This window comes from Bradyrhizobium sp. Kon58 (genome assembly GCF_055807455.1).
The window spans coordinates 390,074-409,213 of sequence record NZ_JBVVOT010000005.1 but is presented as its reverse complement, the minus strand read 5'-3'; the positions used below and the strand labels follow the sequence as shown (position 1 = coordinate 409,213).

Genomic DNA, 19,140 nt, shown 5'->3' with positions numbered 1-19,140 from the left:
TCGTCAGCTATAATTCTGCTGCTTCTTCCACTCCGTCTCAAGTTCGATGATCTTGCCCCAATCGGCGGGTTTGATGTCGGTGATGAACGGATCCTTCGGAATGGTCTGTCCCCACCCGATCGCATAGCCGATCGTGGTGTGATCGTCCCGCATGGTGATGGTGCCGTCGGCGCCAAAGGGCGAATTGATCTTCAGTCCCGTCAGGGCAGCCGCTATCGCCTTGCCGTCCAGAGAATTGGCCTTCTTGATGGCCGCCTCATAGAAGTGCATGGCGACCGAATTCTGCCAGGACCAATTAGTCGGCCGTTCGTTCCACCTTTTGAAGTACGCCTGACCCCATTCCTTGTTCGCCGGCGTATCCGGGAATGTCTCAAGATAACGCGTGGCCGACTGGATGCCCGCGGGCAGGTTTTTGATCGCAGCCAGCACTGGATAGTCGACGTTCGGAGTTGCGACGGTCATCTGCCCGAACAGAGCATAGACATTCCCCTGGTTCACGAACGCCGAGAGATCGCCGGCATACAGCAGTGTGAACAGCGCCTGCGGCTTGGCCTGGATAAGCTTGGTAATCACTTCGGTGAAGTCCGGCTGGCCGAGTTTGGGCCAGGCCTCGGTTACGACCTCGACATCCGGTTTGAACTTCTTGAAGAACTGCAGATACTGCGCCGTCGTGTCGCGCCCATAGGCGTAGTCCGGTGAGCAAGTCGCCCATTTGTTGATTTTCTTGGCATTGGCGAAGTCGGCGAGGTAGAGGCTGCCGGCGACAGCATCGTGCACGCCCTGACGCGCCACGCGAAATGCGGTGGGCACCCGGATCTTCGGATCTGCGGTGAGCGATGACGTCTCGCTGTTGGTGTGAATGCAGGCCACATTGAGGTCGCGCATAACCTCCTGCACCGCGAATGAGGCGGACGACGCTTCCGCATCGACCAGCAGCTCGCAGCCTGCAGTGTTCACCAGTTCACGTGCGACGCGCGCGGCTTCCTGCGGCTGGCCTTTGGAATCCCGGAATACGAACTCGATTTGCCGGCCCAGGAAGCCGCCAGCGGCATTGATGCGATCTTGCTCGATTAGGAGCGAGTTGCGCGAAGAGGTGCCGAGCAGCGCGATGGGTCCCGATAGGATGCTTTGCATGCCTATGCGGAGAGCATTTGCCTGTGCCCTGGCTACCCATGGGGCGGCCACCAAAGCAGCCGTGCCACCGGCCAAAAACGTGCGACGCGTGACGGGTCCGCTCATCGAACTGCACCTCCCTGTGATCCGGCTGTTGAACCAACCAGTCGTGTTGTGCCCCGACTGTAGATCGGCGAGGCCATGCTGATCAAGCGACATAAAGGTGGAGCGAGGCCGGAGCCTCGGTATGGGCATTGTACCTTCCGGTAGAGTGGGGCGCCGCCTTGCTGCTCAATATACGTCACGGGATCGTCCCGCGATGCGCTGGTGCCGCACTATCCACCCTGCCCATTCCGCTCATCGCAAGGACTTTCGCGAAGCGGATCCGGTTCGGGAATGAACGACGACATAGCGATCGCAAGATGAGCGCACGGCGCCTGTCGCCCGAGGTGTTTAGCGCGAAGGAAGGACGTCTACTCGCGGTCCCACACGTCGAGCTCATCCAGCGCGGGTCATTTCCCTTCCAACCTAACTGCGGACAGATGGCGACCCGGGAGAACTCAGACGCAAATGATATGTGACGCAGCTCCGCTCACCAGGAGCGATCTACGGCAGTACGCGGGTCATTTCGAGCCGACGAGCGAGATATACGGACGGTTCGCTCGCACAAGGCGGACGCCCCTTGCCAGCCTTCGGGAACGAGCGCATCCTACTATGTTACTTCATAATAACAAAAGGAGGAAACATGACATACGACTTTTCGCGACGCTCCTTGCTTGCTCTCGGCGCAGGATTAGGCGCATCGACCGTGCTGGGCAGTAACGCTTTTGCGCGAGCACCCAAGCTTGGGACGCAGCCAGCTTATTTCTATCGCTTCGGTCTTGGAGACGCCGAAGTGACGGTCGTTTCTGACGGTCCGCTGCCACTCGGTCCTCCGAAAGGGACCTTCATCGGCGTGCCTGATGAAGAAGTGAAGAAGATGCTGAGCGACAATTTCCTCTCACCAGAAAATGTGGTGCTGGAGCAGAATTCGCCAATCGTGAATATGGGTGACAGGCTAGTTCTGTTCGACACAGGCATGGGAACGTCTAAGGCCTTCGGACCGACCACCGGCCGTCAGCAGAAGAGTATGGCAGAGGCTGGCATTAAACCAGCCGACATAGACGCCGTGGTCTTATCACACGCGCACATCGATCATATCGGCGGCATTGTGGACGCGGACGGCAAGCCATTATTCCCCAACGCACAGTACTACATAGCTCAGAGCGATTTCGATTTCTGGACCGATGAAGGCAAGCTTGGCAGTCCATTGAAGGACTTTGTCGTTCATGCACGCAAGAACTTACTGCCGGTACGAGATCGCCTTGTGTTCTTCAAGGACGGTCAGGAATTCCTTCCCGGCGTGCAGGCCATGGCAGCTCCTGGCCACACCGTAGGTCACACAATCTTCATGGTCTCGTCGGCAGGGAAATCGTTCGCCTTCCTCGGTGATCTTACTCACCATCCGATACTGCTGCTTGAAAAACCGCGGATGCAGTTCTCGTACGACACCGATCCGCAGCAGGCAGCTGAAAGCCGGGTCAAACTGCTGGATATGATTGCTGCAAATATGATTCCTGTGATGTCCTATCATTTTGCCTGGCCAGGTTACGGCCATATCGCCAAGACATCGGAGGGCTTCCACTATTACCCGGAAGCGATGAGCTTGAATCTCTGAACTCCGAGCGCAGACAAAAGAGACGACCTACAAAGCAAACTCTAGCCCCGGACTTGACGGGGCATTTTTGCGCCTTGTCTCTGACGAGAACGGTGTCGGACTGCGATGTGGCCTTCGAGTCAGACTCGGACGTGTTAGTGAAAATCACGACGCCCGATAATGGTCCTCGCAGACAATGCTGGAGCTCAACCTGCGCAGGCTTGTGCTCCGCACATCGCGACTTAGGAGAACATCGGCTTTGGCGTCAACCTTGTCCACCGCATCACCCCAGGATTTTCCACCTGCAGCTGGCGACTTTCTGGGGCACGCTTCGGCCGTGAGGGGCGGTGGCCTCGGAAGGATAGGCGCTTCCAGCTCCGCTAGGCACGGTTCAGGTCAACGACCGGACCATCGCCGAGGAAGACGGGCCGAACTCGTTGCGAACGACTATGACAGAGCGAAACCTTCGTAGCCGCGGGTGACGACGTCCTGACAGATCTCGCGATAACGGACCAAGCCGCCCGCATAGGGCATGAACACCTGCGGCTTGCCTGGAATATTCGCCCCGAGGTACCAGGAATGCTTTGCCTGCGGCAGTAGTGTTCGGGCAGCAGCCTCGTTGACTTCGCTTACCCATTTCTCGACGGCGTCGGCTCGTGCCTCGATGCGCTCCAGCCCGTTGGACCGCATATGAGCGATGCAATCGGTGATCCAGTCGACATGTTGCTCTATGGCTACGGGCATGTTGCACAGAACCGATGGACTGCCGGGCCCCGTGATGGTGAAGAGGTTTGGAAAACCAGCGACCTGCAAACCTAGATAATTGCGTGGTCCTGCCTCCCAGACATCCTTGAGTGCGATCCCGCCCCGCCCGCGAATATCCATCTTGAGCAGCGGTCCCGTCAACGCATCGAACCCTGTCGCAAAAACTATGATGTCTAGGGGGTACTCGGCCTGATCCGTGCGAATTCCAATCTCGGAGATCTGCCGGATTGGCGCAGCTTTGACGTCCACGAGCGTGACATTCGGCCGATTGTAGGTCTCAAAATAGTCGGTATCGATCGGCGGGCGCTTGGCCGCATACGGATGATCAATGTCAGCGAGGACCGCCGCGGTCTTGGGATCCTTCACAATCGAACGGATCTTCCTTTTTATGAAGTCGGCAGCGGTGTCGTTTGCTTCCTTAGAAACGAGCATGTCCTCAAAGGATGCGCGGAACTGCAGCCCGCCACGCTCCCAGGCCTCGTCATAAATCCTCTCGCGCTCCTCGGGCGGCGTGTCGACCGCTTTGCGTTCCGCAACCCTGAAGCCCATGCCATTATAGGTTTGATGCGTAGTCGCGCGTATTTCGCTGGCGCTGTTTTTGACATATTGCTTGAAGTCCGCCGTCAATGGGACGTTGCGTGCTGGTACTGAATAGTTCGCGGTACGCTGAAATACGGTCAGATGCTTGGCTTGATCGGCGATCACCGGCGCCGCCTGGATGGCGGTCGATCCGGTGCCGATCATCCCCACTCGCTTGCCCGCAAACTCGACGCCTTCGTGCGGCCACTGCCCTGTATGGTACCACTCACCCTTGAAGGTCTTCAGTCCCAGAATGTCGGGCACGTTGGCAGTGGAGAGGCAGCCGACCGCGGTAATGAGAAACTTCGCAATGAAGGTCTCGCCCGTTTCTGCACGGATGTGCCAGCGATTCCTCGCTTCGTCGTAATGCGCCGACGCAACCCGGGTACCAAATTGAATGTCGCGTTTCAGGTCGAGCTTGTCGGCAACAAAATTCAGATAACGCAGAATTTCTGCTTGGCCCGGATAGCGTTCAGACCACTCCCATTGTCGCATCAAATCTAGGGAAAACGTATACCAATAGACATGGCTTTCAGAGTCGCACCGAGCTCCAGGGTAGCGATTCCAGAACCACGTGCCCCCAACACCCTGAGCCGCTTCTACGGCCTTGACTTTCAAGCCAAGGTTATCCCGAAGCCGAAACAGCTGGTAGAGGCCCGCAAAGCCCGCACCAACAACCAGCGCGTCTAGCTCAACCGGTTCATTGGACATTGCCGCACTCGCTCATTACGCCCACCCCACAAACATAAGGCTAGGTATACCGTCAGCGCCGTAAAGGTGAAAGTGCGCTGCGTCAAAGTGAATTGGGATTAATATAACCGTCCCGGTCAGTGCCCTCAAGCTCGCCTTCTCTGCTCAATGCAGCTCACTGCCGGGGGTCGCCTTCAAATCTGGAATGCACACCTTCAAAGACCGAGCCGGTCCAGAAGCAATCAACGTCGATTTGCGGGGACTCCATTTCTCGGACCTGCCGTTTCGACGTACCATGAGAAGAATTGCAGCGGCCGCAAGATTCAATTTTCCGGTCGATGTCTAATTGGAGCGACCGCGACTTTGGCCGCAGACATGCGTTATCTTGTGGGCGCGGCAATCCGGCCTGCGCTCGCAAGTAAACGCGGCGTCTTCCAGGAAGTGGCGGGAGAGACTGTAAGGGTGCCGCTCGATTCAATCGCAGCTCCGTGATGTGCTTCGGATCATCCACGACGAAGCCATTGAGGGGTTCGATTTCGGTGCGACGGCCCTTCTGCATGTCTTGGGACATCGAGGGGCTGCTCGGAGGAAGTGTATTTGGAATCCGAAAAGCGCTGCTGGTCGCGGACGTGCATCACGCTTCGTCGCCCTCGCCAGGCCCGCGATGGTCTCGGCCGGCAAATGCAGGACCTCCTCCAGCTGATAGCCCAGCGCCTGGCCCTCACGAATTGCCTCGCTCCCGAGGCGGGTCGAGAAGCGGCGGATCGAATCGCTCTGCAGCATGGCTCGCCCAGACAGGCCAGTGCAGGTAGAGCGTCCATTTCCCATGACGTTGGCCACGAGCTTGGACCAGCGCTCGCCCCCAAGATGTGGTCACCTTGGCGTTGTCGGCATAGGCGACCAGGCGGGATACTTCCTTTGCGCGTGGCGTGATGCGGCCGTGCAGCTCGCCAGTGCGAACACCGTGTGCTTGGCGCCGTGCTTGCCAGTGCCGCGGTGGATGTGCCCTGGAGCAGGCAGATTGACGGTGATGCAACTGGGGATGCAGCCGAGCGTTTTGCCCCACCCGACAACGTGTGCGATGGTTTCGGTAAAACTTCGGCTCGGCCCAGGTGGCCCTCGGCTTCTTTATGCGCTTCTTGATTTTTTGCTTGGGGGTTACGATCGTATCAAGCGCCTTGCGGATCTCCGGCGATTTCGTCCGGCTTCAGCCCAGACCTTGCCCATGTAGCGCAGCTCGTTCCCTTCCTGCTTGCCAAGGTAGAGCGCGGCGACGCCGGTGGGGTCCTTGACGAGCGCAACCACTGTGGACTTTTCGCGCTGCACCGTCTTGATCTTCTGCCACGCCTCGACGCGCTCCGACCGGTACGGCGCATCAACCCGCTTGGAGACGATGCCCTCGCAATTCAGCTTGCTGGCCGCCTCGAACAGCGCCTGCCCGTCGCCTTCATGGTGCTCACTGTATAAGATGGGGCGTCAAGCCCGTTCTCATCTATCAGCTGCTTCAGCCAGTCTTGTCGTGGTAAGATACCAATTCGGCACCGACGAGCTTTCGGACAGCCTTTCGAACATTGCGTCTGCTGCACCCTGCCTCGTCAGCAAGCTCATTGGCTGACCGCAAAGGTGCGAGGCCTTCCCCAATGCGAGCCGCGATGTTCTCAGCAGAGCTCAATCGGAGTATCCGCCAAGCAGCGGATTCGAAATGCTGCGTCATGTCGAAATCTTCTTCGCGGCAGTGCTTTCTTGACCTTAGATCAAGCGTCATGGACGTCGCCTTAACGCGGCGCATAGCCAATGGCGGGAATTGCCCTTCCCCTGCGCGCGCGGGGTTAGGATGGCATGCGACCCGCGATGCTGACAAGCAGGCGCCCGAGCGAATAATGATGTGAACGAACGGTCGGACGATGACGATTACGGGAAGCTAAAAACGTAACGATGACAGTCAGATAATCGTGGCCGGCAATTGATTGTGCAACGGCGAAGCTCGCCATGCCGGCCCTTCGCGAGCGCCCCCACACGGTGACGAAATAATGACACTCAGAGATCAGTGAAAAGTGTGAATCGCTGTGCGCAGCCAACCTGGTGGGTTCTGAAGCCAGGGCCGGGACTGTTTGCTTTCGTCCGGCGGGATGGCGTGGGCGTTCCTTCGCTGACGTGATGGCTGTAGGGAGGCTGATCGATCGCTGCAGCTCACTCAGCAGCTTGAAGACCAGACTAGGTATCGCACTGCGATGGTGGCTGGCGAGCATGTCACTTGCTTGACACGTTCTGGAGCGCCAGTCTCTAATCTGCTTCAAGGTCCTGCGGTTGGACAGGCAATAACTTTCTGCCTCCAGCAAGAACAGGGTCGACGGCCCCACCCAGCGACTGCCAGGTCAGGGGTGCGGAATCCAAGATAATTTCCTGGGAGGGAACAATGGACAGACGCCAGACGCTCAAGCTGATCGGCGGCACGGCCGCGTTGGCCAGTGCCGGTATTCCGGGCTTTGCCTTTGCGCAAGCCCAAAAGGAAATGGTCACGGTCGTGAAGATCGCGGGAATTCCGTGGTTCAACGCACTTGAAAAGGGAATCCAGAAGGGTGCGAAGGATTTCAGCATTAATGCCACTATGGTTGGCCCGGCGAACGTCGATCCGGCACAGCAAGTAAAGCTCCTTGAGGATCTGATTGCCAAGAAGGTCAACGTGATCGGCTTAGTGCCCCTTGATGTAAAAGTCTGCGAGCCCGTGCTGAAGCGCGCCCAGGCCGCCGGAATCAAGGTCATTACGCATGAGGGTCCGGAACAGGAAGGCCGTGACTGGAATGTGGAATTGATCGACTCCGTTCGCTTCGGCGAGGTGCAGATGGAACGTCTCGCCAAGGACATGGGCGACGAAGGTGATTATGTAGTCTATGTCGGGACTCTTACGACGCCACTTCACAACAAATGGGCCGATGCCGCGATTGCCTACCAGCAGAAGAATTTTCCGAAAATGAAGCTCGTCGCTGACCGCTTCCCAGGGGCCGACGAGATCGACACCAGCCAGCGCACGACGCTCGACGTGATCAAGGCCTATCCCAACCTGCGTGGTATTCTCGGCTTCGGCTCGAATGGACCAATCGGGGCTGGAAATGCTGTGCGTCAGCAACGTCTTGGCAAGAAGATCGCCGTTGTCGGCACCGTGCTGCCAAGCCAGGCGAAGTCGCTTATCGCGGATGATACGATCCGCGAAGGATTTCTGTGGAATCCCACCGATGCGGGTTACGCGATGGTCGCGGTGGCCAAACTCGTGCTCGATGGCAAGCCCATCACGGATGGCGTCGATGTACCCGGCCTTGGCAAGGCGGCCGTGGACGTTGCAGGAAAGCAGATCAAGGTGGACAAGATCATGCGCATCAACAAGGAAACCATCGACGGACTGATTGCCGGAGGGCTCTAGCCCGAAGCCGGTTCAGCCGCCTCATCGCGCTGCATTCCCGGCCTTCCGGTCGGGAATGCGGTACCACTCGAGTGATCGCACGATCCAACGGTCCATTGCAGGCGAACCTTTGGCAACTTTCCTGGAGATGTCCGGCATATCGAAGCGCTTCGGCGGCGTGCACGCGCTCCGCGGCGTCGATCTCGCTCTGGAAGTCGGGGAGGTGCACTGCCTGGTGGGTGAAAACGGCTCCGGCAAGTCGACCCTGATCAAGATCATTTCGGGCGTAGAGGCAGCGGAGCCCGGCGGCCGGATCGTAATTTCCGGCAAGGAATTTCCCAAACTAAACCCGGTCTACTCCACGCATTGCGGCATTCAGGTCATCTACCAGGATCTTTCGCTATTCCCCAACCTCACCGTCGCCGAGAATATCGCGATGGCGCACCATCTTGGCGGTCTCCATTCGGTGAACTGGGCCTCAATGCGCGCCACCGCTAAGGCCACAATGGCAAAGATCGGCGTTGAGTTCGACCCGGACGCGAAAGTGTCTGAGCTCAGCATTGCCGGACGCCAGTTGGTCGCGATCTGCCGCGCCTTGGCTGCGGATGCCAAACTCCTGATTATGGATGAGCCGACGGCATCGTTGACTCGCCACGAGGTGAACGCCCTGATCGCGCTTGTAAGCGAGCTGAAGCGTGCTGGCATCTGCGTCGTTTTCGTCAGTCACCGTCTCGACGAGGTGCTTGAAATCGCCGAACGCGTAACGGTACTGCGGGATGGCGCCAAAGTCGGTACTTTTGCTGCAGACGTAATCGACGGGCGGAAACTCAGCCACCTGATGACGGGTAAGTCCTTCGAGTATCAGGTACAGGCGCCTGAGCTTGCCACTGGCCCGGTCGTGCTGGAAGTAAAGGGCCTGGGCCGCCAGGGTGAATATGAGGATGTAAGCTTGCAGTTGCGCGCAGGGGAAGTGGTGGGTCTCACCGGCCTGCTCGGCTCAGGGCGAACCGAATTGGCGCTATCCCTGTTCGGCATGAAGCCGCCCGATCGCGGCACCATCGCACTTGACGGACGGCCGATCGCGCTGCGTACAAATGCAGAGGCGATCGATCGAGGGATCGCCTACGTATCCGAGGATAGGCTTACGCTTGGTCTCATCCTGAATCAGTCCGTCACGGCGAACGTCACGCTTACGGTGCTGGATCGTCTGGCTAGCGCGTTCGGCTTGATTGCCGCACGCGCGCGACAGACCCATGTCGCTCGGTGGGTTGCTGAACTCGGGATCAAGGTCGCCCATCCGGCCAACCCGGTGAAGACGCTCTCCGGGGGCAATCAGCAGCGGGTCGTGCTCGCCAAATGGATGGCGACCAATCCCCGGGTGCTTATCCTCGATAGCCCCACGGTGGGCGTCGACGTCAGCGCCAAGGACGGCATTTATGAAATCATCCGGCGGTTGGCCCGCGACGGCGTCGCGGTCTTGATGATATCGGACGAAATTCCCGAGGTCCTTTATCATAGTCATCGCGTCCTGGTGATGCGGGAAGGTCGTTTGACAACCGACGTGGCTGCCACAGCCACTTCCGAAGATGCGCTTCGGCAGGCCGTCAATGCCTGAATCGCATATCGCATCATTCGGCAGGTTTCGTCGCAGCCATGAGTTCTGGCTGCTGATAGTCATCCTCGGGCTCTGCGCCAGCTTGGGCTTCGCGAACGCCCAATTCCTGACCATGCAGAATCTGTTTGACTTGCTGACCTCCTATGCATTTGTCGGCATCCTGGCGCTCGGGCTGCTGGTCGTGCTAATCGCCGGCGGAATCGACATCTCATTCACCGCGACAGCATCGGTGGCGCAATATGTCACACTTTCGCTTGCCAATGCTTACGGGGCGAACTGGATCGGCGTCTTCGCCATCGCGATTGGAATTGGCGGTGCGCTCGGTGCCCTCAACGCGATTTTCATCCAGAAACTTCGAATACCATCGATCATCGTTTCGGTCGCGACGCTGAACATCTTCTATGGGCTTCTGATCTTCTTCACCGGCGGCAAATACATCTATTCGTTGCCCGACTGGTTTGCGACCGGAATATTCTGGTTCGAGTTCGAATGGGGCAAGGATAGCTCGTACGGTGTCAACTTGCAGATCCTCGCGCTCGCGCTAGCATTTCTCGTCACCTGGCTCCTGCTGAACCGAACCAATATCGGCCGCCAAATCTACGCCATGGGAGGCAATACCGACGCCGCACAGCGGCTCGGCTTCCACGTTTTCGGCCTCAATATACTGGTCTATTGCTACATGGGTGTCATGGCCGGAATCGCGTCCCTGATTCAGGCACAACTCGCGCAGTCCGTTGCCCCGACGGTGCTGGTGGGCAAGGAACTGGATGTGGTCGCTGCCGTCGTGCTCGGCGGCGCCAGCTTGATGGGCGGCGTCGGCAGCGTCTTCGGCACGTTTCTGGGCTTGACACTGCTCGCGGTACTCCAAAATGGAATCATTTTGCTGGGCGTTTCGTCCTATTGGTCGCCGTTCTTCGTCGGCTTGGTTATTCTCATTTCGGTCTCTGCGACCGCCTGGTCGCAGCGCGAGCGGCGAAGCCAGAGCGCATCCCGATGAGCAATGTACCCGCCCTCTCACTTCGCCGGCGCATCGTCGGCCTCGCCGGCAGCGGCACGGTCGCCACCCTCATCCTGCTGTTGTTCGCGCTCTGGGTCGTGTTCGCGATCGCGATCGGCGACCGGTTCTTCTCGGTCAACACGCTGCAATCCATGGCTTTCCAGATGCCCGAACTTGGGATCCTCTCGCTCGCGATGATGCTGGCGTTGCTATCTGGTGGCCTCAACCTTTCCATCATCGCGACCGCCAATCTGTCCGGACTGACCATCGCGTTCCTCCTGACGCGCTACATCCCGGAGAGTCAGGGTCTTGCCTGGGTCGGCATTCAGGTGTTTGCGATCGCTGCAGGATTTGCAGTGGCTGCATTGGTCGGCCTCCTCAATGGTTTTGTCATCGCCTATCTTGGCGTTTCGCCGATCCTGGCCACGCTCGGCACGATGACGCTCTGCAAGGGCCTCGCGATCGGCCTGTCGCGCGGTAACGTCATCTCCGGATTCCCGGAGCCGATTGTGTTTATCGGCAACGGAACGGTTTTCGGGGTACCCTTTGCTCTGATCGTACTTGCGTTCTGCGCCTTGCCCGTCGCGCTCATGCTGAACGCGACACCGTTCGGAGCCAAGGTTTACATGATCGGCTCGAACGAGAAGGCGACCCGCTACTCCGGCATCAATACCCGCGCTGTCCTCCTCAAGCTCTATGTGTTTTCCAGCCTGCTCGCGGGCGTGGCAGCGGTGGTCATGTTGGCGCGTTTCAACTCGGCCAACGCGGCATACGGCGAGAGCTATCTGCTCGTCACCATTCTTGCGGCCGTCCTCGGCGGCATCGATCCGTTTGGTGGTTTTGGCAAGGTTGGCGGGCTATTGCTTGCACTGATCATCCTTCAGGTTATCTCCTCGGCATTCAACCTTCTGAACCTCAGCCAATTCCTCACGTTGGCGATCTGGGGTGGAATCTTAATTGCCGTTGCGGCGGTTCCTAATTTCGCCGGCAAAGCGCCGCGGTAGCCAGCGATGATGAGTTCGATCGTCTCGCCCACTATCGCGGTACTCGACATTGGCAAGACCAGTCTCAAGCTGTTGGTGGCGAGTGACGACGGGCGGCCCCTCGAAACACATGCGATTCCGAACGTGCCGATGACTCAGGGCCCCTACCTCGCCTATGATCTTGCCGGGGTAGAGGAATGGTTTCTCGATACCCTTGCCATCGTGTCTCAACGCCATACCATTGGCGCCGTGATCGTGGCTGCGCATGGATGCGGTGCGGTTCTCGTCCATGGCGATGCGCCAGTGCTGCCGATGATGGACTACGATGCCGTCTGTCCGCCCGAAATCGATGAAGCCTATGCCCGGATCGCGCCCGGTTACGATGAGGTGTTTTGCGGAACCGGAGGCGCGATGCGGCTCGGAAAGCAGCTGCTGTGGCAGGAAAGCGCGTATCCCCTCGAATTCGCCCGCGCGAAAACCTATTTGACCACGGCGCAGTTTTTCGCCTTGCGGCTTGGCGGACGTGCGGCCAGTGAAATCTCGCAGCTCGCGGCTCAGAGCCATATCTGGGACCTCGTCCACCATCAGCCTTCCTCTCTTATGCGCAAGCGCGGTTGGAGCCATCTGCTGCCCGTAAGCGTCGCTGCCGGCGCGGTGCTAGGGACGGTTTCGGAGCCCGTAGCGAGGCGCACCGGCCTGGCGCAATCGACCGAGATCCTCTGCGGCGTGCATGATTCCAATGCCAACTTGTTTCGCTACAAGGCTGCCGGCATGGCCGATGCCTCGATCCTATCGACCGGTACCTGGATGATTGGCTTTCAGCGCGGCCTCCCCCTGGACCAACTCGATTGCGCGCGCGCGATGGTTCTCAATATCGATGTCGATGGCGAGAATGCACCTTCAACATTGATCGCGGCCGGCCGCGAATACGACCTGATCCGCGGGAAAAGTTGTGCTTCTGATGCAGCCGTCCTTGCCGCATTGCCCATCCTGCTGTCGAGGGGGACCTTGGCGCTCCCCTCATTCGTCGGCGATGATGGACTGTTTCCGGGCGCTGCTGACCGCGGACGGGTCATCGGGCCGCCCCCCGAAACGGCTGCCGAATGGCAGGCATTGGCGGTGCTCTACGCAGCATTCAGCGCAAACCGCTGTCTGGATGCGCTCAAGAGCTCAAAACGCATAGTCATCGATGGTGGCTTTGCCGCAAACCTGCCCTTCGCCCGGTGCATTGCGACCTTGCGACCCTCGCAGCGCGTCGGGGTGAGTCAATCACCGCACGGAACGGCGCTTGGCGCTGCGCTGCTGTGGCGGCGATTCTCGCGTACGCAGCCGGTTTCGAGCGTAGTACTCGAAGCTGTCACATCGCTTAGCAACGATGGGTTCGAGCCGCGCGGCCTTTCCACCGCCTACCAGTCCTGGATCGCTTTCTCGGAGGCCGCCTCATGACAGACCACAATCATGCCGATCTCCGTCAAGGCATTGTCGATACCTGCCGGGAGATGAATCGAAACGGTCTCAATCAGGGCACATCCGGCAATCTTTCGCACCGGACTCCAAGCGGAATGCTGATCACGCCTACCAGTCTGCCCTATGATCGGATGCAGCCAGAAGATATTGTTGCGATGGATTTTGCCGCGAATTACCAGGGCAACCATCGGCCTTCGTCCGAATGGCGCTTTCACCGCGACATTCTGCGAGCACGCGAAGACGTCAACGTCGTGCTCCATACGCATTCGACCTTCAGCACAACTCTCGCCATTCACGAGCGTGGCATCCCCTGCTTCCACTATATGGTCGCAGTTGCAGGTGGCAACGATGTCCGTTGTGCGCCATATGCTTGTTTCGGCACGCAGGCGCTGTCAGACTACGCCCTCAGGGCACTCGAAGATCGCAACGCCTGCCTGCTTGGCCATCACGGCATGCTCGTGGCGGCCCAGACGTTTGAAAAGGCTCTTTGGCTCGCCGTGGAAGTGGAGACGCTGGCGAAGATGTATGTCCATGCGTTGGCTATCGGCGAGCCGCCGCGCCTCAGCGACGCTGACATGGCGCAGGTACACGAGCAGATGAAACGCATGGGATACGGCCAGGCGCCTGACCTTGACGATGTCGGCGATGTTCCGCGCCCATTACCTGAGTCGAATGGGGCAGCACATTGACGGTGGCTGCGACCACGTTTTTTTGGTTGGAAACTCAGCCATGTACGACGGAAGGGCTGGGCTATCGCCGGGGACCGCCGTTCGGCTGATAATGGCTGCCGCTCGACTGGCGGGTGCGAAGATTACGTCAGACTGATAAGCTTTGTGGCCAAACCTTATCAGTCTGCATCCAACTGTCTGAGCATTCTCTTATCGATCGCTCTTTCAAGACCTCACATGCTTTCTCGACAGGCGTGCTCAGTAGGCGCGCGCGAAGTCACCCTCCTGCTTGATATCAGTGAAGACGGGATAGCGCGGTTTCCAGGCCGTGCCCTTGGCCGTGGTCAGCTGGCTGAGCCGTTCGAGCACGTTGAGACCGTCCTTGCGCAGACTTGCAGACACCGCGGCGCGATCCGGAAAGTTCTTTAGAACGGCGTCGAGCCAGATCGTGCGGCCCGCCAGGAAGCCGCTCGCCCCTGCAGCATAAGAGTAGTCGAGCACGCGTTCGAATTTCTCCGGCGCAGCGCCGCCCGACAGCAGCACCCAAGGAATGTTGCGCTCGCGGCAGATATCGCCGATTGCATCGAACTCCTTCTGCGCGGCCTTGGCTGCCCCGCTGCCGTCACTGGCCGGCAGACCGTTGGCCGCGACCGGGCTCTCCAGCTTGAGGAGATCGACGCCATATTCGGGCTTGGCAAACTCGCGCACGCTGTCGATGACCAGACCGGGAAGCTTGCCCGGCGATTCGACGTAGTCAGCGGTGTGATTGGCGCTGCCCAGGAACGGATAAACCAGCAGCTCGAGAACATAGGGAATGTCGTGGCGGGCGCAGTCCTCGCCGATCTCGCGCACGAACTTCTTCTGGTGTTCGTTCACCGCGGCATCGGCGTCTGGCCGATACCAGGCCAGCACCTTGACGGCATCACCGCCCATGGCGCGGATCTTCTCCACACTCCAGTTGGTGATGGCCCGCGACTTGCGACCGCCCGCGGTCTCCTCGACGCGGTGCTCTTCCAGCGTCATGATCAGGCCGCAGCGCGGCGGCAGCAGATCGATCGCGGCGGGCACGGCAAAGTTCGGGTCGAACAGCATCGAGCTGCAGTGCGGCGCGAGATTCTCGACCAGAAGACGCTTGGCCGCCGTGACGTCGGAATACTCGACCTGGTCCCGCGTGATGCCCTTTGCTTTCGCGATGGCATCGAACAAGGGCGGCCGCTGGTCCAGCGCGACCATTCGAAAATGGCCGTCCGCGTCAGCAAGCCGCGCCAGGCCGCGGTTCTTTCCAATCGTTCTCATGGCTTCGTCCTCATGAATGCAAGACACTCGTTGATGTCGGGGATTCCGTTGCGGCCGCCAGCGTGGCGGCATTTCATGGCGGCCGTCGCCGCCGAAAAAGCCACGGCGGCGCGCACGTCCAGGCCGGCGCCGATCGCCAGGGCATAGGCGCCGTGAAAAACATCGCCCGCGCCTGTGGTGTCGACGACCTCGACGGCGTAGGCGACCTGCCGCTGCAGCTGGCCGTTCTGGTACCAGCTCACGCCGCCCTCACCACGCGTGACGGCGATGACGCGGCAGCCGAAGCGAGCGAGGGCTGCGAGAGATTTATCATCGGCGGAGCCGGCAAAGGCGGTAAGCGCGGGCTCGGAGAAGATGGCGTGATCGGTTAGGGGCAGCAGGCGCTCGAACACTTCGGCATCGGCCATGTCGCCGTCGAGCACCGTCGGAACGTCGCGCGAGCGCGCCTCGCGGAACAGCGTTGCGGCGCCCTCGACCCAGCGCGGGTCGGCCAGCACGGAGGATGCGCGGCCGACTGCTTCGAGCGGAAGCCAATCCGCGGATTCAGGAAAAAGGCCGCGGAAGTTCACGATCTGCCGCTCGCCGCTGCTGTCGACAATAATTCCGGAGACAGAGGAGCGGCCATCGGGAAACAGCCGGAAATTCTCGACGTCGACGCCTTCGGCGGCGAAGGCGGACTTCATCTCGCGGCCGGCGGCATCATTCCCTGCCCGCCCCCAGAACGCGACGGACGCGCCGAGCTTCGCCACCGCTACGCTCGCATTGGCGGCCATGCCGCCGCCCAGCGTGCCGTACGCAGCAGCTTTGATCTTCTCGCTTCCACCGGCGAACGGCCGATCGACGCGCCAAACCTGGTCCAGCGCAGAGAGCCCAAGGCAGATCACGTGCACGGGCCTGGCCTTGGACCCGACGTCCGCAAGCGCCAAGAGATCGCCGATGTTGGCTGACGTACTCACCGGAGGACCTGTCCGTTGGTGGCATCGAACAGATGCGTCTTGCCAGGCTGCGGGCGCAGCGCGAGGAGATCGCCGACTTTCGGTCGCAGCGACGGGTCGATCCGCGCAATCGCGGAGACACCGGCGAGATCAAAATGGATTAGCGTATCGGAGCCGAGCGGCTCGACCAGCTTGACCTCGATGGCAATGCCATCGGCAGCATTGGTGGCGACAGTGAAATGTTCGGGACGAATGCCGAGGACGGCATTGCCGGCTTGGCGCAGACTACTCGCGGTCTCGCCGTCCACCGGCACGGCCGTTCCACCTTGCGAGAGGATTGCGCAGTCGTCGTGCCACTCGACCGCGAAGAAATTCATGGCGGGCGAGCCGATGAAGCCGGCGACGAACTGGTTGGCGGGTCGCTCGTAGACCGTCTCCGGCGTGTCGTATTGCTGGATCGTGCCGCTCTGGAGCACCACGATGCGGTCGGCCATGGTCATGGCCTCGATCTGGTCATGGGTGACAAAGACCATGGTGGTCTTCAATTGCTGCGAGAGTGCCTTGATCTCGGCCCGCACCTGCCCGCGCAGCTTGGCGTCGAGGTTGGACAGCGGCTCGTCGAACAGGAACGCCTTGGGATTGCGCACGATGGCGCGGCCCATGGCGACGCGCTGGCGCTGGCCACCAGACAGCTCCTTCGGCTTGCGGTCGAGATAAGGCTCGATGTGCAAAAGCGCGGCGGCGCGCTTCACCCGGGCGTCGATTTCCGCTTTCGGCGTTCCCCGCAGCTCCAGCGCAAACGACATGTTGTCGTAGACTCGCATGTGTGGATAGAGCGCGTAATCCTGGAACACCATCGCGATATCGCGCTGGGCCGCCTGCACGCCATTCACGCGCTTGTCGCCAATGTAAAGGTCTCCACTCGAAATAGGCTCGAGGCCCGCGATGATGCGCAGCAAGGTCGACTTGCCGCAGCCGGATGGGCCGACGAACACCACGAATTCATGGTCCGCGATCTCCAGATTGAGATCGGGGATCACGGTGAAATTACCGTAGCGCTTGGTGAGATTGCGGATCGAGATCGAGGCCATGATCGCTTAATCCAGCGCCAGCACAGGCTTGATCAGCTCGCCGTTGGCGAACCGCGCGAAGTTTTCAGGGAGATCCGAAAGACCGAACTCGCCGTCAACGAGGACGCGGTATTCGTCCTTGTACTTGCGCAGCAGCTCGACATTCTGCTCGAAATCCGAGACCGGGAAGTAGAAGGTCCGGATCATGTAAAAATCCTTGCGGCGGAATACCTTGCCCTCCTCGATGGTCCATGGCGCGGCGTTCTCGCCGACCAGCACCAGCGCGCCGCGCGGCAAGACGAGCTCGATGCCGAGATTGCGCGCCGCATGGGCGCCCGAGCATTCCATGATGAGCGCGAAGCGCTTCGAGGTGTCGCCGACCGGGTGCGCCTTCGCGCCGAAGGACTGTGCGATCTTCAGCCGCGCCGCATTGGGATCGGCGACATGAATGTCGTTGTAGCCAAGCGCGCGAAGCGCCAGCACGACGCCGAGACCGACAGGCCCCGCCCCCATCACGAGGGCCGGACCGGCATCGTTCGCCGGCACCACGCGGCTGACGAACCGTACGGCGTGACCGGATGTGCCGATGGTGTCGAGCAACAACGGCGCGAGGCTGTCCTCGACATCCTTGGGTACCGGCAGCAAACAATTTTCCGGCACGGGCACGTATTCGGCATAGCCGCCCGGCCTGTTCCAGCCGATCAGGCTGGAGACCTCGAGGCACATCTGGGTATCGCCGCGCTTGCAGGCGGCACAGTGATCGCAGTGCAAGGGAATGTAGACGGCGCAGCGGCGGCCATGCAGACCGTGGCCTGGCTGCTCGACGACGCCAAAGATCTCGTGGCCGGCGGTGAACTCGGCGCCCTTGTGCCAGAGCTTGAAGTCTGAGCCGCACAGCGCCGTTCGCGAGACACGGACCAGCACCTCGCCGGCGCCGATTTCGGGCATCGCCACAGGCTCGATGGTGATTCGGTCGCCGCCGTGGAAGACCGCGGCCTGCATGATCGAATTCGAGCGGGGAGACATATTCATCAAATACCTAGCCTTTCACCGCGCCGAGCGTCAGTCCGGACACCAGCCAGCGCTGAACCAGGGCCGCCAGCACCAGCGGCGGCAATGCGATGAGCGTCGCCGCGGCCATGAGGGCGCCCCATTGCGTCGAGCCTTCGCCGATGAAGTTGAAGGCCGCCGCGATCAGCGTCTTGGTGTCGCCGTTGGAGAGCACCAGCGCAAACAGGAAGTAGTTCCACGAGAAGACGAAGGCGAGGATCGCCGACACCGCGACGCCCGACGCCACCAGCGGCATCGCGATGCGCCAGAGGATGCGCGTGACGCTGCATCCATCGACTTGCGCAGCCTCGAACACGCTGCGCGGGATGGCATCGAACGACGGCAGCAAGACCCAGATCACGATCGGCAGCGTGATGACGGCGTGGCTGAGGATCAACGCGGTGTAGGAGCCGATCATGCCGATTTGCCGGAACATGACGTACCACGGCAGCAGGAACAGCGTGCCGGGCGCCATGCGCGCCGCCAGCGTCAGGATTGCCGGCCACGTAATCCGGGTCCAGGAGACGGCGAAGGCGGCGGGAATCCCGAACAGCAGCCCGAGCGAGGTCGAACCGACGGTAACGATGAGGCTGTTGAGCGCATAACTCAGGAACGGAGTGGTCCTGGTCAGCTCGGCGTAATTCTCCAGCGTCGGTGCGAAGACCAGCGTCGGCGGATAGGCGGTGACCTCGAAGGACGGCTTGAACGAAGACAGCACCATCCAGACCGTCGGCGCCATGATGATGATGCCGGCGAGCACGAGCTGCACCGTGTTGAGCCAGCGGATCCAGCGGTCGGTGTTGGCGGCATCGTTCATGA

At 60.3% G+C, this 19,140-nt stretch carries 15 protein-coding genes and 1 pseudogene; 7 read left to right on the top strand and 9 right to left on the bottom strand.

From position 1 onward, the window contains the following. Window positions 1-3 precede the first annotated feature (3 nt). Window positions 4-1,239, bottom strand: coding sequence for an ABC transporter substrate-binding protein (locus AC0L20_RS12825; RefSeq protein WP_456768619.1), 1,236 nt, complete (start codon window positions 1,237-1,239; stop codon window positions 4-6). A 619-nt stretch (window positions 1,240-1,858) separates the two neighbouring features. On the opposite strand from AC0L20_RS12825, the gene AC0L20_RS12820 reads away from it, so the two are divergent. After that, window positions 1,859-2,830, top strand: a complete 972-nt coding sequence (locus AC0L20_RS12820) for an MBL fold metallo-hydrolase (RefSeq protein WP_456768618.1) — start codon at window positions 1,859-1,861, stop codon at window positions 2,828-2,830. A gap of 426 nt (window positions 2,831-3,256) precedes the next feature. Here AC0L20_RS12820 and AC0L20_RS12815 read toward each other — a convergent pair whose 3' ends face one another. The 3 genes and pseudogenes from AC0L20_RS12815 to AC0L20_RS12805 form a co-directional block, all read right to left on the bottom strand. After that, entirely contained in the window at window positions 3,257-4,864 is a 1,608-nt protein-coding gene (locus AC0L20_RS12815) for a flavin-containing monooxygenase (RefSeq protein WP_473288814.1), read from the bottom strand. 154 nt (window positions 4,865-5,018) lie between these two features. Beyond that, on the bottom strand, window positions 5,019-5,447 hold the full coding sequence (locus AC0L20_RS12810) for a ketopantoate reductase C-terminal domain-containing protein (protein ID WP_373681174.1): 429 nt from the start codon (window positions 5,445-5,447) through the stop codon (window positions 5,019-5,021). Window positions 5,448-5,512: 65 nt separating this feature from the next. Next, window positions 5,513-5,689 (bottom strand): annotated as a pseudogene (locus AC0L20_RS12805) (hypothetical protein); the annotation flags it as partial. A 1,570-nt stretch (window positions 5,690-7,259) separates the two neighbouring features. Between AC0L20_RS12805 and AC0L20_RS12800 the strand changes: the two are divergent. The 6 genes from AC0L20_RS12800 to AC0L20_RS12775 all read left to right on the top strand — a co-directional run bounded on the left by AC0L20_RS12800 (window position 7,260) and on the right by AC0L20_RS12775 (window position 13,991). Then, on the top strand, window positions 7,260-8,261 hold the full coding sequence (locus AC0L20_RS12800) for a substrate-binding domain-containing protein (protein ID WP_473288813.1): 1,002 nt from the start codon (window positions 7,260-7,262) through the stop codon (window positions 8,259-8,261). 109 nt (window positions 8,262-8,370) lie between these two features. Then, window positions 8,371-9,855 carry a sugar ABC transporter ATP-binding protein gene (locus AC0L20_RS12795; protein WP_473288812.1) on the top strand — a complete coding sequence of 495 codons (1,485 nt, stop codon included), beginning with the start codon at window positions 8,371-8,373 and terminating at the stop codon, window positions 9,853-9,855. Beyond that, a complete protein-coding gene (locus AC0L20_RS12790) occupies window positions 9,848-10,852 on the top strand; it encodes an ABC transporter permease (RefSeq protein ID WP_106946057.1) in 1,005 nt (334 codons plus the stop codon). The genes AC0L20_RS12795 and AC0L20_RS12790 overlap by 8 nt, the downstream gene beginning before the upstream one ends. Next, complete coding sequence (locus AC0L20_RS12785; RefSeq protein ID WP_106946058.1) at window positions 10,849-11,856, top strand: ABC transporter permease; 1,008 nt, start codon at window positions 10,849-10,851, stop codon at window positions 11,854-11,856. Before AC0L20_RS12790 ends, AC0L20_RS12785 begins: the two co-directional genes overlap by 4 nt. A gap of 6 nt (window positions 11,857-11,862) precedes the next feature. After that, the gene (locus AC0L20_RS12780; protein ID WP_473288811.1) at window positions 11,863-13,281 is read left to right on the top strand and encodes a carbohydrate kinase; all 1,419 of its coding nucleotides are present in this window, start codon (window positions 11,863-11,865) and stop codon (window positions 13,279-13,281) included. Then, window positions 13,278-13,991, top strand: coding sequence for a class II aldolase/adducin family protein (locus tag AC0L20_RS12775; protein WP_456768613.1), 714 nt, complete (start codon window positions 13,278-13,280; stop codon window positions 13,989-13,991). Before AC0L20_RS12780 ends, AC0L20_RS12775 begins: the two co-directional genes overlap by 4 nt. Window positions 13,992-14,228: 237 nt before the next feature. Here AC0L20_RS12775 and AC0L20_RS12770 read toward each other — a convergent pair whose 3' ends face one another. Genes AC0L20_RS12770 through AC0L20_RS12750 form a run of 5 tightly spaced genes read right to left on the bottom strand, consistent with a single transcriptional unit; the run spans window position 14,229 to window position 19,138 of the window. Continuing rightward, window positions 14,229-15,266 (bottom strand): tagatose 1,6-diphosphate aldolase, encoded by a 1,038-nt coding sequence (locus tag AC0L20_RS12770; RefSeq protein ID WP_027519166.1) that lies wholly within the window; start codon window positions 15,264-15,266, stop codon window positions 14,229-14,231. After that, complete coding sequence (locus AC0L20_RS12765; RefSeq protein WP_456768612.1) at window positions 15,263-16,222, bottom strand: sugar kinase; 960 nt, start codon at window positions 16,220-16,222, stop codon at window positions 15,263-15,265. The genes AC0L20_RS12770 and AC0L20_RS12765 overlap by 4 nt, the downstream gene beginning before the upstream one ends. Next, window positions 16,219-17,292, bottom strand: a complete 1,074-nt coding sequence (locus AC0L20_RS12760) for an ABC transporter ATP-binding protein (RefSeq protein WP_456768611.1) — start codon at window positions 17,290-17,292, stop codon at window positions 16,219-16,221. The genes AC0L20_RS12765 and AC0L20_RS12760 overlap by 4 nt, the downstream gene beginning before the upstream one ends. Window positions 17,293-17,298: 6 nt before the next feature. After that, a complete protein-coding gene (locus AC0L20_RS12755; RefSeq protein WP_473288810.1) occupies window positions 17,299-18,303 on the bottom strand; it encodes a zinc-dependent alcohol dehydrogenase family protein in 1,005 nt (334 codons plus the stop codon). Between the two features lie 7 nt (window positions 18,304-18,310). Continuing rightward, window positions 18,311-19,138: a carbohydrate ABC transporter permease gene (locus AC0L20_RS12750; RefSeq protein ID WP_473288809.1), complete on the bottom strand. Its 828-nt coding sequence runs from the start codon at window positions 19,136-19,138 to the stop codon at window positions 18,311-18,313. Window positions 19,139-19,140 lie beyond the last annotated feature (2 nt).